The organism is Stenotrophomonas sp. S39, from assembly GCF_016624665.1.
GTDB lineage: Bacteria > Pseudomonadota > Gammaproteobacteria > Xanthomonadales > Xanthomonadaceae > Stenotrophomonas.
The window spans coordinates 1-16,204 of record NZ_JACVTT010000022.1 but is presented as its reverse complement, the minus strand read 5'-3'; the positions used below and the strand labels follow the sequence as shown (position 1 = coordinate 16,204).

The 16,204-nt window shown below is 67.4% G+C and carries 15 protein-coding genes; 12 read left to right on the top strand and 3 right to left on the bottom strand.

Translation table 11 applies throughout. The features are described 5' to 3' along the window. Positions 1-59 precede the first annotated feature (59 nt). From IAE41_RS07995 to IAE41_RS07965, 7 genes are read left to right on the top strand one after another with little or no spacing between them, the layout of a single operon-like run. Positions 60-422 carry a DUF3088 family protein gene (locus IAE41_RS07995; protein ID WP_200732710.1) on the top strand — a complete coding sequence of 121 codons (363 nt, stop codon included), beginning with the start codon at positions 60-62 and terminating at the stop codon, positions 420-422. Between the two features lie 14 nt (positions 423-436). Next, entirely contained in the window at positions 437-1,414 is a 978-nt protein-coding gene (locus IAE41_RS07990) for an MsnO8 family LLM class oxidoreductase (RefSeq protein ID WP_200732709.1), read from the top strand. Between the two features lie 18 nt (positions 1,415-1,432). Next, on the top strand, positions 1,433-2,776 hold the full coding sequence (locus IAE41_RS07985; protein ID WP_200732708.1) for an LLM class flavin-dependent oxidoreductase: 1,344 nt from the start codon (positions 1,433-1,435) through the stop codon (positions 2,774-2,776). 4 nt (positions 2,777-2,780) lie between these two features. Beyond that, positions 2,781-4,001, top strand: coding sequence for a M20 aminoacylase family protein (locus tag IAE41_RS07980; protein ID WP_200732707.1), 1,221 nt, complete (start codon positions 2,781-2,783; stop codon positions 3,999-4,001). Next, a complete protein-coding gene (locus IAE41_RS07975; protein ID WP_200732706.1) occupies positions 3,998-4,558 on the top strand; it encodes a GNAT family N-acetyltransferase in 561 nt (186 codons plus the stop codon). Before IAE41_RS07980 ends, IAE41_RS07975 begins: the two co-directional genes overlap by 4 nt. Then, a complete protein-coding gene (locus IAE41_RS22720) occupies positions 4,555-6,306 on the top strand; it encodes an amino acid ABC transporter permease/ATP-binding protein (protein WP_200732705.1) in 1,752 nt (583 codons plus the stop codon). Before IAE41_RS07975 ends, IAE41_RS22720 begins: the two co-directional genes overlap by 4 nt. 16 nt (positions 6,307-6,322) lie before the next feature. Beyond that, positions 6,323-7,294, top strand: a complete 972-nt coding sequence (locus IAE41_RS07965) for an ABC transporter substrate-binding protein (protein ID WP_108746556.1) — start codon at positions 6,323-6,325, stop codon at positions 7,292-7,294. A gap of 23 nt (positions 7,295-7,317) precedes the next feature. Here the strand turns inward: IAE41_RS07965 and IAE41_RS07960 are convergent, their stop codons facing one another. Then, complete coding sequence (locus tag IAE41_RS07960) at positions 7,318-10,437, bottom strand: discoidin domain-containing protein (RefSeq protein ID WP_200732704.1); 3,120 nt, start codon at positions 10,435-10,437, stop codon at positions 7,318-7,320. Between the two features lie 266 nt (positions 10,438-10,703). Between IAE41_RS07960 and IAE41_RS22645 the strand changes: the two genes are divergently transcribed. Together IAE41_RS22645 and IAE41_RS07955 are read left to right on the top strand one after the other, a co-directional pair. Continuing rightward, the gene (locus IAE41_RS22645; RefSeq protein ID WP_267911383.1) at positions 10,704-10,946 is read left to right on the top strand and encodes a hypothetical protein; all 243 of its coding nucleotides are present in this window, start codon (positions 10,704-10,706) and stop codon (positions 10,944-10,946) included. Between the two features lie 33 nt (positions 10,947-10,979). Continuing rightward, positions 10,980-11,477, top strand: coding sequence for a DNA-binding protein (locus IAE41_RS07955; protein WP_200732703.1), 498 nt, complete (start codon positions 10,980-10,982; stop codon positions 11,475-11,477). Positions 11,478-11,504: 27 nt separating this feature from the next. Here the strand turns inward: IAE41_RS07955 and IAE41_RS07950 are convergent, their stop codons facing one another. Next, positions 11,505-12,581, bottom strand: coding sequence for an MBL fold metallo-hydrolase (locus IAE41_RS07950; RefSeq protein ID WP_200732702.1), 1,077 nt, complete (start codon positions 12,579-12,581; stop codon positions 11,505-11,507). A 104-nt stretch (positions 12,582-12,685) separates the two neighbouring features. Here IAE41_RS07950 and IAE41_RS07945 point away from each other — a divergent pair, with 104 nt between their 5' ends. Continuing rightward, complete coding sequence (locus IAE41_RS07945) at positions 12,686-13,297, top strand: TetR/AcrR family transcriptional regulator (RefSeq protein ID WP_200732701.1); 612 nt, start codon at positions 12,686-12,688, stop codon at positions 13,295-13,297. A gap of 12 nt (positions 13,298-13,309) precedes the next feature. Here the strand turns inward: IAE41_RS07945 and IAE41_RS07940 are convergent, their stop codons facing one another. Continuing rightward, the gene (locus tag IAE41_RS07940) at positions 13,310-13,942 is read right to left on the bottom strand and encodes a TetR family transcriptional regulator (RefSeq protein WP_200732700.1); all 633 of its coding nucleotides are present in this window, start codon (positions 13,940-13,942) and stop codon (positions 13,310-13,312) included. 127 nt (positions 13,943-14,069) lie between these two features. On the opposite strand from IAE41_RS07940, the gene IAE41_RS07935 reads away from it, so the two are divergent. Together IAE41_RS07935 and IAE41_RS07930 are read left to right on the top strand one after the other, a co-directional pair. After that, on the top strand, positions 14,070-14,729 hold the full coding sequence (locus IAE41_RS07935; RefSeq protein ID WP_200732699.1) for a class I SAM-dependent methyltransferase: 660 nt from the start codon (positions 14,070-14,072) through the stop codon (positions 14,727-14,729). Between the two features lie 285 nt (positions 14,730-15,014). Next, on the top strand, positions 15,015-16,022 hold the full coding sequence (locus IAE41_RS07930) for an aminoglycoside phosphotransferase family protein (RefSeq protein ID WP_200732698.1): 1,008 nt from the start codon (positions 15,015-15,017) through the stop codon (positions 16,020-16,022). The last annotated feature ends 182 nt before the right edge of the window (positions 16,023-16,204 follow it).

Here is a 16,204-nt window from a genome sequence, read left to right as displayed (position 1 = left end):
CTTCTCTAGCATCGAATACGAAGCGGCAATGCATTGCCGGACCTGATGAGGACGATACCGTGGCTGTAGACGCAACGCCCAAACCCATCCTGTTCCTGCTCGACCGCGAGTTCGAGGACGGCCAGTTGCCGGGGCAGCGGTTCTTCTGCCGGCACAGCCTGCTGCTGGAAGGCGCGCTGTCGAGCATCGGTGGCCTGGACGGCCAGCTGGACGTGCGCCGCATTGGCTTTGCCCGGCCGCGACGCGAGGTGATCGCGGAGATCGGCGAACAGGACCAGTCGTTGCCCAAGCTGGTGCTGCCGCAGGGCGTGCACAGCGAGCACGCCACTGGCGCGCACCACGAGCGGCAGTACGTCTCCGGTGCCGAACCGATCCTGGCAGCGCTGAACGGCCTGCTTGGCATTCCCGTGGCCCATCCCTGAGCGAGGACGCGCACATGAGCTACCTGACCAGCGTATTGGACAAGAGCCCCGTGGCCGACGGTGGCACGCCCGAGCAGGCGCTGCGCAGCAGCCTGCAGCTGGCGCAGCGCGCCGAGCAGCTGGGTTACCACCGCTACTGGTTTGCAGAACACCACGCCGCACCCACCCTGGCCAGCCCGGCGCCGGAAGTGCTGGCAGCCTGGGTGCTGGCGCAGACCCGGCGCATCCGCATCGGCAGTGGCGGGGTGATGCTGCGCCACTACGCGCCGTACAAGGTGGCCGAGAACTTCAACCTGCTGGCGGCACTGGCACCGGGCCGCGTGGACCTGGGCGTGGGCAAGGCGCCGGGCGGTCTGCCGGCCTCGACCGCAGCACTGGCGGCTGGGCGCCCGGCGTTCGCGGATTTCGCCCAGCAGCTGCGCGACCTGGAAGGGTATCTGTCGGGAACGCGCGATGACGCGCAGGCGCGGCCGCTGCCGCAGGCCGCATCCGAGCGGTTCCTGCTGGGCGCCAGCCGGCAGAGCGCGCGACAGGCGGCCGAGCTCGGTTGGCGTTTCGTCTATGCCGCGCACTTTGATGGCGATCCCTCCCATATCGAGGCCGCCTTCAATGCCTACCGCGCGCTGTCGGCGCAGGCGCCGCTGCTGGCCACCGTGGCCTTCGCCGCACCGACCAGCGAAGCCGCTGCACGCCATATCGGTGCACTGCGCGTCTACAAGCTGCACCTCGGCCCGGGGCAGACGGTGAACCTGCCCAGCCCCGAGGCCGCGGCCGAGTACGCGCGGCAGGTCGGGGTGAGCGACTTTCGCATCGAGGAAACCCGGCCCAGCGTGCTGTCCGGCGATGCCGCGCACGTCCGCGGCGAACTGGACGCACTGCACCGGCGCTTCGGCGTGGGTGAATTCATCCTCGATGCCCCGGTGGCCGACCTGGATGCCCGCCTGACTTCCCTTGAACTGCTGTCGCCCGCGCCACGCGCGGCGGTGGCCTGACCTGCAGGAGCGACCCCCATGAGCACCACCCCGCGCCACATTCCGTTCGGCATCATGCTGCAGGGCCCCGGCAGCCACATGCATGCCTGGAAACACCCCTCCAACCCGACCGACGCCAGCGTCAACCTGCAGTTCTACATCGACATCGCGCGCACCGCCGAGGACAACGGCATCGCTTTCGGTTTCGTAGCCGATGGGCTGTACATCAACGAAAAGTCGATCCCGCATTTCCTCAACCGCTTCGAACCGATCTCGCTGCTGTCGGCGCTGGCCACGGCGACGAAGAAGATCGGCCTGGCCGGTACCCTGTCCACCTCCTACAGCGATCCATTCACCGTGGCCCGTCAGTTCGCCTCGCTGGATCTGCTCAGCGGCGGCCGCGCGGGCTGGAACGTGGTGACCTCGCCGCTGGAAGGCTCGGGCCGCAACTACGGCCGCCCGCACCCGGAACACGCGCTGCGCTACCAGATTGCCGATGAGTACCTGGAGGTGGCGCAGGGCCTGTGGGATTCCTGGGACGACGATGCGTTCGTGCGCGAGCGCGACAGCGGTACGTTCTTCGCCCCGGAAAAGTTCCGGCGCCTGGACCACAAGGGAAAGTTCTTCCAGGTGGAAGGCCCGTTGAACATCCAGCGCTCGCCGCAGGGGCAGCCGGTGATCTTCCAGGCCGGCTCGTCCGACGATGGCATCGCCTTGGCCGGCAAGTACGCCGATGCGGTGTTCACCCATTCACCCTCCCTGGACGAGACGCGGGCGTTCACCCAGAAGGTGAAGAACTCCGCCATCGCCCACGGGCGCAGCGGCAACGACGTGAAGATCTTCCCGGGCATCGGCCCGATCGTCGGCCACACGGCGGCCGAGGCCGAGGCCAAGTACCAGGCCATCGCAGCGCTGGCGAGCCTGGAGGACGCACTGGCCTACCTGGGACGCTTCTTCGACCACCATGATTTCAGCCAGTACGATCCGGATGCGCCGTTCCCCGAGCTGGGCGACATTGGCAGCAACTCCTTCCGGTCCACCACCGACCGCATCAAGCAGGACGCGCGCGAGCAGGGCCTGACCCTGCGCCAGGTGGCGCTGCAGGCGGTCAGCCCGCGGCCGAACTTCATCGGCACCCCGCAGCACGTGGCCGACGAACTGATCCGCTGGTTCGACGCGGGTGCCAGTGATGGGTTCATCCTCGGTTTCTCGGCGCAACGCGAAGGGCTGGATGACTTCGTGCGGCTGGTGCTGCCGATCCTGCAGGCGCGCGGCTACCATCAGCGCGAACTGGAAGGGCAGACCCTGCGTGACCATCTCGGCCTGCCGCGCAAGGCCAGCCGCCATGCGACCGACGCCGAGCCGGCGCGGAAGGTGGGGTAAGACGATGAGCGGAGACACATCGGTAGCGCCGGGCCATTCCCGGCCGAACTCGCCGGCAACAGGCGTATTGCCCGAGATCGCCGCGCGCGCCGAAGCGGCCATCGCCCTGCGGCACGACCTGCATCGCCACCCCGAACTGGCGTTCGAAGAGCACCGCACCAGCGCCCGCGTGGCCGAGCTGCTGCAGCAGTGGGGCTATGCAGTGACCACCGGCATCGGTGGCACGGGTGTGGTGGGCACACTGCAGCGCGGGCAGGGCAGCCGCCGGCTGGGCCTGCGTGCGGACATCGATGCGCTGCCGATCCGGGAAGACTCCGGCCTGGCCTATGCCAGCCAGAACGAAGGCCTCATGCACGCCTGCGGGCATGATGGCCACACCGCCATCCTGCTGTCGGCCGCGCATTACCTGGCCCACCACGGGCGCATCGATGGCACGCTGCAGCTGGTGTTCCAGCCGGCCGAAGAGACCGGCTCGGGCGCCTCGAAGATGATCGAGGACGGCCTGTTCGAGCGCTTCCCGGTGGATGCGATCTATGGCCTGCACAACTGGCCGGGCGTGCCCGTGGGTCACTTTGGTTTCGTCGATGGACCGGCGATGGCGTCGGTGGACTGGGCGCGGTTGAAGGTGATCGGCAAGGGTGGCCACGGCGCCGAGCCGCAGGGCAGCGTCGACCCGATCCTGGTGGCGGCGCACATCATCACTGCGCTGCAGAGCGTGGTGTCACGCAACGTGGACCCGCGGCAGATGGGCGTGGTCACCGTGGGCTCGATCCATGGCGGGCAGGCGGCCAACGTGATTCCCGATGTGGTGGAACTGACGCTGACCGTACGCGCCTACCTGCCGGAGGTGCGCGATACCCTGCGTCGCCGGGTGACCGACATCGCCGAGCAGACCGCCATAGCATTTGGTGGACGTGCCGAGATCGAGTTCCCGCGCGGCTTCCCCAGCGTCATCAATCACCCGCAGCAGACCGCCTACATCCGCGAGGTGGCGCTGCAGGCGTTCGGCGCCGGGCAGGTCGTTCCCGGGTTTGCACCGCGCACCGCCAGCGAGGATTTCGCTTTCCTGCTGCAGGCGCGTCCGGGCAGTTTCGTGTTCGTCGGCAACGGCGACAGTGCGCCGCTGCACAGCCCTCGCTATGTGTTCAACGACGCTGCGATCGCGCCCGCCGCCAGCCTGTGGGCACGCCTGGCCGAGCACTACCTGGTGGAGGACGCGGCATGAGCGTGCGGTACGACAACGAGCGTTTCCTCTACACCTCGGTGGATGACCCGCTGGCGCGGCCCCTGTTCGATGGCCTGGAACATGAATACGACAGCCGTTATGCCGACGTGCGACGTCGCATCGGCGGCAGTGCCCGCGAAGAACTGCAGCGCTATCCGGCACAGGCCTTCGCCGCGCCGGTGGGCGCGTTCCTGCTGCTGCTGCGCGATGGCGTGGCGATCTCCGGCGGCGCCTTCATGCCGCACCGCGATGCGCACACCGCTGAATTCAAGCGCATCTGGACGCTGCCCGGCCTGCGCCGCCAGGGCATCGCCCGCCGCGTGCTGCAGGAACTGGAAGACCAGGCCGCACGCCAGGGCTATCGCCGCGTGTTCCTCACCACCGGCTTCCGCCAACCCGAGGCAGTGGGCCTGTACCTGGGCCATGGCTACACCGCGCTGTTCGATCTGCAGGCGGACCCGGAAACCATCGCCCATCTGCCGTTCGAGAAGCACCTGCACGCGGCGGCACCATTGCCGCACGCCGACGCGGCCGTGCGGCACGGAGTCCATGCATGAGCACGCCCTCGACCGCGCTGGACGGCATCGCTGCCCGTCCGGCCTCCGCACCCTCAACGGCGTTGAAGATCGTTCCGGCGCGCCATCCGCTGCAGACCGTCGGCACGGTGCTGGCGCTGGCATTGATCCTGATCGCGCTGCAGTCGGTGCTTGGCAACCCACGCTGGGGCTGGGGCACGTTCGCCGAGTGGTTCTTCGCGCGCCCTGTGCTGGAAGGGCTTGGCCGCACCTTGCTGCTGACTGCGCTGGGCACGGGCTTGGGCTTCGCGCTGGGTACGCTGCTGGCGCTGGCGCGGGTGTCAGGCTCGCCGTTGCTGTCGGCGGTGTCGTGGGGCTATGTGTGGCTGTTCCGCTCGATCCCGCTGCTGGTGCTGTTGCTGCTGCTGAACAACCTCGGCTACCTGTACAGCACCATTGAACTGGGCGTGCCATTCACCGGCATCAGCCTGTTCTCGTACCCGACCACCCAGCTGATCGGAGTGTTCACTGCCGCGGTACTGGGCCTGACCCTGAACCAGGCAGCGTTCTCGGCCGAAGTGATCCGTGGCGGCATTCTCTCGGTCGACCATGGCCAGTACGAAGCTGCGGCCGCGCTGGGCCTGCCGCGCGGCCGCCAGGTCCGCCGCATCATCCTGCCGCAGGCAATGCGCTCGATCCTGCCGGCGGCCTTCAATGATGTGATCGGGCTGGCCAAGAGCACCTCGGTGGTCTACGTGCTGGCGTTGCCCGAACTGTTCTACACCGTGCAGGTGATCTACCGCCGCAACCTGGAGGTGGTGCCGCTGCTGATGGTGGCCACGGTCTGGTACCTGGTCATCCTCACCGTGCTTTCGCTGCTGCAGCGGCGCGTGGAGCAGCGCTTTGCGCGCGGCCAGCTGCAGCGTGAGCGCAGTGTCTCCCGCGTCTCTTCACCGCCACGGCCCGTTGTGCAGAGCGTCGCGCCCGTGGCCAGCCGCCCGCGCATCGCCGCCCGGGTCGAGGCCGGGCAGGGCGCATCGGTCGTGCTGCAGGGCGTGGGCAAGGCCTTCGGTGAGCAGCCCGTGCTGGAAGACGTGAACCTGGAGCTGCGCGCCGGCAGCGTGACCGTGCTGATCGGTCCTTCCGGTGCGGGAAAATCGACCCTGCTGCGGCTGATCAATCACCTGGAACGCGCCGACAGTGGCTTCGTGACGGTCGGTGGCCAGCTGATCGGCTATCGCCGCGACGGTGACACCCTGTACGAACTGCCCGAGCGCGAGATCCGCCGCCGTCGTGCCGAGGTCGGCATGGTGTTCCAGGGTTTCAACCTGTTCCCGCACCTGACTGCGCTGGAGAACATCATCGAGGCACCGATCGCGGTGCGTGGCCTGCCGCGTGCGCAGGCCGAACAGCAGGCGCGTGATCTGCTGCAGCGCGTTGGCCTGGCTGACAAGGCGGACGCTTTCCCACGACAGCTGTCCGGTGGCCAGCAGCAGCGCATCGCCATTGCCCGCGCGCTGGCGCTGCAGCCGAAGGTACTGCTGTTCGATGAGCCGACCTCGGCGCTGGACCCGGAGCTGGTGGCCGAAGTGCTGAGCGTGATCGAAGAGCTGGCCCGCTCGGGCACCACCCTGGTGATCGTCACCCATGAACTGAGCTTCGCCCGCCGCGTCGCCGATACCGTGGTGATGATGGACCAGGGCCGGGTGATCGAGCAGGGCAATCCCGAGGCGCTGTTTGAACGGCCGCGCCAGCAGCGTACCGCCGATTTCCTGGCCAAGACCCTGTAATTCCCCAAGGAGCACCATGAGCCCTGCAGCATCGCGCCGTCCCTCGCGCAGCACCCTGTTGATCGGCGCCGTGCTGGTCATCGGCATTGCCGGCATCGTCTATTCGCGCGTGCAGGCGCCGGCCGCCGCGCCCGGCGCCAGCGTGACGCTGGCCGGTGCCGATGCGCCCGCACTGGTTGGCACGCCAGACCCGAAGGCGCAGTCGCTGATTCCCGCCGGCTACCGTTTCGTGACCCCCGGCGCGCTGACCGTCGCGACCCATCCGGCACAGCTGCCGCTGGCTGACTACGGTGCTGACAGCAAGCAGGTGGTGGGCGTGGAGCCGGACATCGCCAAGCTGATTGCCGATGGCCTGGGCTTGAAGCTGGTGCTGGTTCCAGTGGCATGGGCCGACTGGCCGCTGGGGCTGGAATCAGGCAAGTACGATGCGGTGCTGTCCAATGTGACGGTCACAGAAGAGCGGAAGAAGAAGTTCGACTTCTCCAGCTACCGCTTCGACCTGCTGGGCATCTACACGCGCGCCGATGGACCGATCCGCAAGATCGAGAGACCGGCCGACGTGGCCGGGCTGAAGGTGGTGGTCGGCGCCAGCACCAACCAGGACCAGATTCTGCGGCACTGGGACCAGCAGAACATCGCGGCGGGCCTGAAGCCCGTGGAGTACCAGTACTTCGATGATGCAGTGGTGGGGCGGTTGGCGGTGATCACCGGCCGTGCCGATGTCTCGTTCGAGCCGAACGCCACGGGTGCCTACTCGGCACGTGATGGCAAGGTGCGGCGGGTGGGCCTGTTCCCCGGTGGCTGGCCGGATGCTGCGGCGATTTCGGCGACCACGCGCAAGGGCAGTGGGCTGGCCGATGCGATCACCGCCGCGTTGAACACACAGATCCGCAGCGGTACCTATGCGCAGGCGCTGGCACGCTGGAACCTGGCCGAGGAAGCCGTGCCGCAATCGCAGACCAACCCGCCGGGGTTGCCCAATCTCTGACGTGGGGCCATGCCCGGTGGCTTTCACCAACGCGCCTCCAGCGTATTGAACGGCTTCGCCACGCGCACACCATCGGCATCGAAGCCGCTGACCGGCCGGCCATCCACCCGTACCGCCTTTGGCATCGTGCGGTCTGGCCACCAGACCTTCACTGCCGTCCCACGGTGCAGACCCTCACCCAGCGTGATCGTCAGCACGCCGTCGCGCTGCCGCGCCTGCATCTGCAGCGTGCCGTAAGCCGTTGGCAGGCGCTCCACCGCCAGCCCGTCACCGGCCACCCACGACGGCGGCGTGCCCGGCAGCAATGAGAGCGCATCGTCGTCTTCGCGCATCAGCATGCCAAACAGCGTGCGACCGTACTCGGCACCAATCCAGGTGTGCGGCATGTCGCCCAGGTAGCGCGGGAAGCGAAGGCGGGAATGCACGACTTCGGCCAATACCTGCCACTCAAGCGGGCGCCGATCGTGCAGCAGTCCCTGCAGCAGTTCATCGGCCGCGTCAGGCTGGCCGAGGTGCACATAACTCAACACGTTGCGGATTTCATAGGGCGTATAGGCGTACAGCGCGCCGGGCTGGTTGCGCTTGCGCACGTCGTCCAGATAGCGCGCAAACGTGGTCCTCAATGCTTCGGCCGGCAGCACGCTCTGCGCACCGGTCGGGTCCAGCGCGATCGATACGCCGGTGGGATCGCCATCACCGAGGTCGGCCGAAGATGGAATGAAGTCGATGCCCTTCCACGCCATCGTCGCGCGGATCGAGGCATGCAGCGCGTCGTACAGCAGCCTGTACTGCTCGCGTGCCCACGCGGCTGTTTCATGATCGCCCAGTGCTTCGGCCAGCCATGCACCGTCGTGCCAGCCCTTCAGGCCCCAGTAGTCGTCCCAGTAGCTGTGGGTAGGCGAGGGGTAGCCCTCGTGGCTGATCGACGGCGCAAGAATGCCGGCGAAACGTTTCGGCGCGGGTTGGTCGGCCTTGTAGCCCGGCACCAGCGTGCGCTCGCGCAGTTCCTGCAGGAAGCGCAGCGCTGCTTTCACTTTCGGCAGGTACTCACGCACCGATTCCGACCCACCATCCAGGCGCGCGACATGGGCAACCAGTGCAACGTACTGGCCCTGGCTGTCGTACTCGATGTCCGAACCGAAGCCGGTGTTGACGCTGCCATCGTCGTTGAGAATGGGCGAGACCAGGCCATTGGCATGCACGCCGTGCGTGCTGTACCAGGCCAGGTAGTCGCGTGGGACGGCTGCTTCGCCCATGCGCAGCAGCACTGCCGAAGTGGCCATGCCGTCGCGGATGAAGGATCGGTTGTAGTTGCGCGGCCCGGGCTGCATGGCCGGACCGGTCTGGTTGATCAGCATGTAGGCGGCCTGTGCGCGCAGCATGTCGACCAGGGAGGGATCGGGCAGGCGCAGGCCGACCGTGCCCAGCCGTGCCTGCCAGTCTGCCGATGCCTTCGTGGCCAGGGTCTCGAACGCCGCATTGGCATCGCGTGGAAGCGTGGCCAGGTCCAGCGCTGGTGCCTCGGGCAGCACGCCATTCGCATCCGCCGCGGCCGTACCCAAGGGGAACGCGACCACGATGGCATCGCTGGCGCCGGGCGCGAGCGAGACGTTGTAGTTGAGCGCGGCTGCGGCAAGGCCCTGGTCATCCTGCGCCTGCTGCGCGGTAGGCAGTTGGCCAGCAGCGAGGGTGGCGGTGATCTCCGTTGCACCGTCCTTACCGAAAGGCGCCACGCCGGACGCCGCTACCGGCGTGAGCGACTGCAGCAGCGTGCGGCCATTGACGCGTACGGTGTGTCCGTCGACGGCCACCTCACGGATCGGCGAGAGCCCACCGTTCTGCCACGGTGGATTCATCTGCATCGGGCGCACGACCAGGCTCAGCGTGCCCTCGATCGGGGTGCTGCCGGTGTTGTGCAGGCGATGGCGCAGGAAGGTCACCGGCTGCCCATCGCGTTCGATGGCGAACACTTCACTGCGCAGCTCCAGGCCAGGCTGCGGCACCCAGGTGACGGACGGCATCGGCTTCCAGCCATCGCGCAGGGCATGCTGCATCGACTGGCCGGCGGCGCCCGCGGTATGGCCATCGGCATTGCGCCAGAGGGGCTGCACCAGCGGCGCGCCCTTGAATGCCTCCAGATTGCCATGCTCGTCGAAGATGGATTTCTGCCTTCCCCCGTGGATGCCGACCGCGGTCCAGTAGGTCTGCTGCATCTGCAGCGAGGCGGGGAACAACGCGCGCTGCGCGCCGCTGGCGGCGATCTGGTACCGCTTCATCGGCGTCATCACGGCTTTCGGGCCGAGCAGCCGTAGACGCGTAATCTGAGGTGCAGCGCCGTCCACGCTCAGCCGGAACGCGCGCAGGGATTGCGCTGTGCCGGCGGCCAGCCAGCTCTGCCGATGGTGGGCTGCCTGCGCATCATGTGCGAGTTCCTGCCATTGGCCGTGTGCATCCTGCGCCTGCAGGCGGGCAGGGCCGCGCGCGCCATCGGCCCAGTCGATCACCAGGCCGGCGGTGGATTGGGCCTGCGGCAGCGTGATCTCGAGCACAGGGGAGCCGCCTTTCCCACGAGGGATCGCCACGGCGCTGCCGCCTTGCCAGAGTGCTGCTGCCTGCGTTGCATCGAGACCGCCGATGCGTGCACTGAGCGTGGCGTCCAGCGGCTCCATCTCGAAGATGGAGACGCCCCAGTCGGACGTGCGTTGCGGGCTGGCCAGCCGCAGGTAGCGCGCCTGCCGTGGCGAAAAGTACAGGGTTTCCACATCACCCAGCGAGTCGGCCATGGTGTATGCGGTTTGCCACTGCGTGCCGTCCACCGAGGTCTGCAGCGAGTAGCCCTCAGGATTGGAGACATCCCAGGTCAGGCGCGTGCCCGCCAGCAGTGCGGGTGCGCCCAGGTCGATCTGGAACCAATGGCCGGGGCTGAAGGCGCCGCCGGTGACGGTCTTCGGGTCGCCGTCGATCAGGTGGCCGATGGCCATTGCCGGCACCTGCTGCGAAGAACTGCTGGCCTGCCATTGGCTGCGCGGGGGAAGGGTCTGGGCTTGGGCGGACGCTGCGAGCGCGGCGAGCAGCAGGGCAGTGGCGGGACGGCACAGGAAAAGAGGGCGGGAGACCTTGGAGCGTTCGGCGCACAACGTCATTGCGGGCAACCTCGCGGGTTCGGCCGTAAGCGGGCGAGGGATACGCTAGCAAGGCATGTAAGCGGTTACATGACGCGCTGCAATAGCTCTTCGGGGTGTCAGCGACGTGGGTCAACGAATCTCCAGGCGGGGCCATCCCGTCGCGCTGACGTGTGTGGCTCTGGACGCGTGGATGGGACCGGCTATCGTCAGATCGGGTGTTGGATTTCACTGGGTTGTCAGTTGACAACTCGTCCATGCCGTGTGCAGACTGTGGAGAACAGGGAATGTCTCGAGCGCGTCATCCCGACAAGGACATCGAAGCGGCATTGCAGTTCGCGGAGGATCGAGGGTGGAGGCTTCGCGTGGCGGGCGGCCATGCGTGGGGCCGGATGTATTGCCCCTTCAACGACACCGATTGCCGATGCGGAGAGTTCTGCATCGTCAGCATCTGGAGCACGCCCCGCAGTGCAGGCAATCATGCAAGGGCCTTGCGGCGCGTAGTCGAGAACTGCAGTCGTGAGCAATGAAATCAGGCTTCGTCAGAAGCGAGGTGGTCAAACATGGAATTCAACTTCACGCTGAAGTACCGCTTGCCGGATACCTGCGATGAAATCGATGTCCTCGAGCAGCGCCTGGCTGAAGCCGGGTGTGACGATGCACTTGTGGGCATCGGTCTGCCTGGACGACTGGCGCTGGCGTTCTGCCGCGAGGCGGGCAGCGCAGGGGCTGCCCTGCGTTCGGCGCTGGATGACGCGCAGCGGGCGGTGCCTGGTGCCGAGCTGGTCGAAGTGAGCCCCGACCTGGTGGGGCTCACCGACGTTGCAGACCTGCTGGGAATGTCGCGGCAGAACATGCGCAAGCTGATGCTCGCCAACCCGCAGTCGTTTCCGTCTCCGCTCCATGAGGGGTCGACCTCGATCTGGCATCTCGCCGACATTCTCGGTTGGCTGCGGGCGCGGGGCAGCGCGAAGGTCACCACGGAGATGACCGAACTCGCCGCTGCCGCGCTGCAGCTCAATCTTGCGCGGGAAGGGCGCAGGCTGCAGCCGAAGGCGTAGCGCCGGCCTGGATCGGCGCCCACCGCGTTACCGCTGCACCTGCTCCCACCAGCGTGAGCCGGCGTGCGGCGCCTGCATGTCCAAGGCCTCGCCCATGATCGGCGTGGTCACAGCGACGTTCCTGGCCGCCGCCAGTGCGGTGATCCGCTCGAACGGCTGCTGCCATTCGTGCAGGGCAAGATCGAAGGTGCCGTTGTGGATCGGCAGGAGCCACTTGCCACGCAGGTCCAGGTGCGCCTGCAGGGTCTGTTCGGGCTGCATGTGCACGAACGCCCAGCGCTTGTCGTAGGCACCCGTCTCGATCATCGTCAGGTCGAACGGACCGTACTTCTCGCCGATCGCCTTGAAGCCATCGAAGTAGCCGGTATCGCCGCTGAAGAAGATGCGGAAGTCGTCATCCTGGATGACCCACGATGCCCACAGGCTGCGGTCACTGTCGCCGAGGCCGCGACCGGAGAAGTGCTGGCCCGGGGTGGCGGTCAGGCGCAGGCCGTTGGCCTCGGTCGACTGCCACCAGTCCAGCTGTTCGACCTTGGCCGCATCCACGCCCCAGGCAATCAGCTGGTCGCCCACGCCCAGCGGCGCGATGAAGCGAGCGGTCTTGCCGGCCAGCTGCATGACCGCAGCATGGTCGAGATGGTCGTAATGGTTGTGCGAGAGGATCACCCCGGCGATCGGCGGCAGGTCCTCGATGCTGATCGGCGGCGCATGGAAGCGGGCCGGGCCCATCCACTGCACCGGCGAGGCCCGCTCGGAGAACACCGGGTCGGTCAGCCAGTACTGGCCGCGCAGCTTCAACAGGAGGGTGGAGTGGCCAAGCCGGAACAGGCTGCGATCCGGCGCGGCATCCAGCGCCGCACGGTCCAGTGCCTGCACCGGGATGGGCGCCGTTGGCACGGTGCCCTTGGGCCGGTTGAAGAGGAACGTCCACCACAGCTCGGCGCCGGCGCGCAGGCCCATCGCCGGCTTCGGCAGGGCGTTGCGGAACTTGCCATCGCTGTACTGCGGCGAATCGGGGAAGTCGGGGAGGGACCAGGACTTGCAGAAGGTATAGGCAGTCACGGCAAGGGTTCCGAACAGGAGGACAAGGAGCAGGCGCTTCATCGTTGACGTCCGCTGGGTACACTGCACAGTGTAGTTTCCGATTTCAGGAAAGTACACCGGTCGGTGTAAAATGTGCACATCCGTTCAGTTTCCTGGTTCCCGCCATGTCCCGTGCCCCGCAACGCCTGACCGACCGCAAACGCGAAGCCATCGTGCGCGCGGCGGTGGAGGAGTTCCGCAGCGCCGGCTATGAGGCGACCAGCATGGACCGCATCGCCACAGCCGCAGGCGTCTCCAAGCGCACCGTCTACAACCATTTCCCCAGCAAGGAAGAACTGTTCGGCCACATCCTGGAAGAACTCTGGGAAAGCAGCATGGCCGCTGTCGTGCTTCCCTACCGCGCCGATCTGCCGCTGGACGTGCAGCTCCTGCAGTTGCTGGGGCAGAAGCTGGAACTGCTGGGCGATGCCAACTTCATCGATCTGGCCCGCGTGGCGATGGCCGAGATCATCCACTCGCCGGAGCGCGCGCAGGCCATCGTCTGCCGAATGGGCGAGAAGGAAGGCGGGGTGAGCGCGTGGATCCGCGCGGCCGTCGCCGATGGGCGCCTGCGTGAGGTCGATCCGGAATTCGCCGACCACCAGTTGCAGGGCCTGGTGAAGGGCTTCGCGTTCTGGCCGCAGGTGACCATGGGCCAGCCGCCGTTGGGGCCCGCCGAAAGGCGCAAGGTCGCCGAGTCGGCGGTGGCGATGTTCCTCGGGTTCTACGCGCGCTGAGTCACGGCGCGCTCACCGCGCGCCAAGCTGCTGCAGATAGGCGCAGAACATGTCAGCGACCGCATCGGCGTAGGTGCTGATCTCCACCGCCGTACGCGGCACGCTGGAAAACTCGCGGCCGGTGGCACCCAGCGTGGTGTGGATCAGATCGACCGCCAGTTGCCGTTGCGCTGCGCTGGCATCGGGGAGTGTTTCGGTCATGAATGCGAGCATGGCCGCGTCGGCGCCATTGCGGGCCTGCTCGGCTTCCGGCGCATCGCGGTAGAGCGGCGCGGCGTCAACCAGCGCCCCGCGCATCTGCGCCTCATCGCATTCGGACTGGATGAACGCCTGTACCAGCGCGCGCAGACGCTGCAGCGGCGGGCCGTCGGTGCGCTGCAGAATGTCGCGCAGCATCGCGCTGGTCTGCTGCCACTCATCGTGTTGCAGCCGGAACAGGATCGCCGCCTTGTTGGGGAAGTACTGGTACAGCGACCCGATGCTGACGCCGGCCCGCTCGGCTACCCGCGCGGTGGTGAAACGGGGCGCGCCTTCATCGCGCAGAACCTGAGCAGCGGCCTGCAGGATGGCTCCGACCAGGTCGTTGGAACGAGCCTGGCGAGGCTGTTTTCTCGAGGAAATCTGCGGCGGACGGCGCTCGGACATGAGTCGGTTCCAATGCGAATAGTCAGCCCAGGGGAGGGCGCCTAATCTTGTTTGCGACGGATTACTCGCATTCTAGCCGCCGGCTGGCGCCCGTGAAACGTCATTGACCCCTCTCTGGAAGCCCTGCATGACCACCCTGACATCCTCCCCCGTGGCGCCGCTGCTGCAGCGCCTGTTCGATGAAGCCGACAGCGCCCTCAGCCCGGCCCTGACTGCGGTGCCGCCGGCCGAACGGCAGCGCCTGCTGGGCAGCCGCGGCGAGTACACCCGGCTGTATGGCGAGCTGCTGAAGGACCTGTGGCTGCCGGTGTCGGCCGACACCGGGAAGCTGCTGTACCTGCTGGCGCGGAGCAGTGGCGCGCGCCACATCGTTGAATTTGGTACCTCGTTCGGTATTTCCACCATCCACCTGGCCGCAGCGCTGCGCGACAACGGCGGCGGCCGCCTGGTCACCACCGAATTCGAACCGGGCAAGCTGCAGCGCGCCGCCGCGCACCTGCGTGAGGCCGGACTGGATGACCTGGTGGACCTGCGTGCCGGCGATGCCCTGCAGACGCTGGCGCAGGACCTGCCCGCGCCGATCGATCTGGTGCTGCTGGATGGCGCCAAGGTGCTGTATGCCGAGGTGCTGGACCTGCTGCAGCCGCACCTGCGCCCGGGGGCGCTGATTGTGGCCGACAATGCCGACGATAGCCCGGCCTACCTGCAGCGCGTGCGTGCGCCGGGCAGCGGCTACCTGTCGTTGCCGTTCGCCGAGGATGTGGAATTGTCGATGCGGCTGGGCTGAGCGCGGCGCATGCCTGTGCTGCGCTGCTGCGGCAGCGGCAGCAGGGCGAGCACTGCATGGTCACCCACGGCGATTCTCAGCGTGGTGGACAGCTTCGGGAACGCCCGCTCGGTGAAACCGTTCCTTGATCGCTATGGGGCGACCGCCGATGAAACGCGTCTTGGCTTCCAGCGCTTCCTCCGATGCCCCTGGCGAGGGATGCATGTTGATGTTGTGACCGGATTGCCTGCGCGTTCACTGGGCTTGATGCGACACTGGATCCAACCCCACGGTACGCGCTCAACCATGCCATTCGCTTCGGCGCAGCAGATCGGCGAAGTCCTGCAACAGTCCTACGGCGTCACGGCCACCGCCGTGGTGCCGCGTGCGGTGGGTGCCGACGCCAATGCCGGCGTGTTCCGTATCGACGCACGCGGCAGCCAGTGGTGGTTGAAGTGCCGCAGCTACGAGGTGGGCGCGGTGGTGTGGGAGGGCCTGCACTGGATGCGCGGCCCGCTGGGCATCGAAGAAGTGGTGGCGCCGTGGCCGGCACTGACCGGGGGGGCCTCGGTTACGCGCTGGGGCCTGCAGTTCACCCTGTTCCCCTATATCGAAGGGCAATCCGGTTTCGAGGCACCGCTGAGCGCGGCGCAGTGGCGCCGGCTGGGGGAAGTGCTGCGCCAGCTGCACGATGCAAAGGTACCCGCCACGTTGGCGGAAGGGCTGCCACACAGGGTGCTGGATGCGTCCGCGCTGCAGACCGTTGGCCAGTGGCTGCAGCAACCGGCAGCGCTGCCAGTGGCACAGGACCGTTGGAGCCGTGCCTTCCTGGCCATGTGGGGGCGGCAGCGACCGCGCATCGCCGCATTGCACGCGCGGGCCCGGCAGTTGCAGCAGGCGTTGCATGACAGCGTGCCGCGGTTGTACCTGTGCCATACCGATCTGCATGCGGGAAACGTGTTGATGGGTCACGACGGCGCACTGCACCTGATCGACTGGGACGGCCTTTCGCTGGCGCCCCGCGAACGCGACCTGATGTTTGTCGGCGCGGCGGTGGGTGGCCGTTGGGGGCGTGAGCGCCCGCAGGGATTTGCCGATGGTTACGGCGATGACCTGGGCGATCCGCAGTGGATTGCCTGGTACCGGCACGTGCGCATCCTGCAGGATCTGCTGGAGTTCCAGCAGATGCTGATGGGAACCGGGGACGATTACCGGCCACCGCAGCAGCGGCGGCAGGCGCTGCACCATCTGGGCGAGTTGTTTGCGCCAGGGAATGTGTTCTGCGCGGCCGAACGGGCCTACAGCGCGGTGTAAGGGTGTTCGGCAGGGCTGCGCCCTGCACCCGCAGAGGCAACGTCAACGTCAAAAGCGGGCTGTCCGTGGGATGGCGGGGTGGGTCCGGTTGAGGGGGGCGCTGCAAGTACGTCCATGCAAGCTCGGTCGCCGCTTGCTCGTGTGCGCTGTCCTGCGCACACGGCAAGACCGGGGTTGGGCGT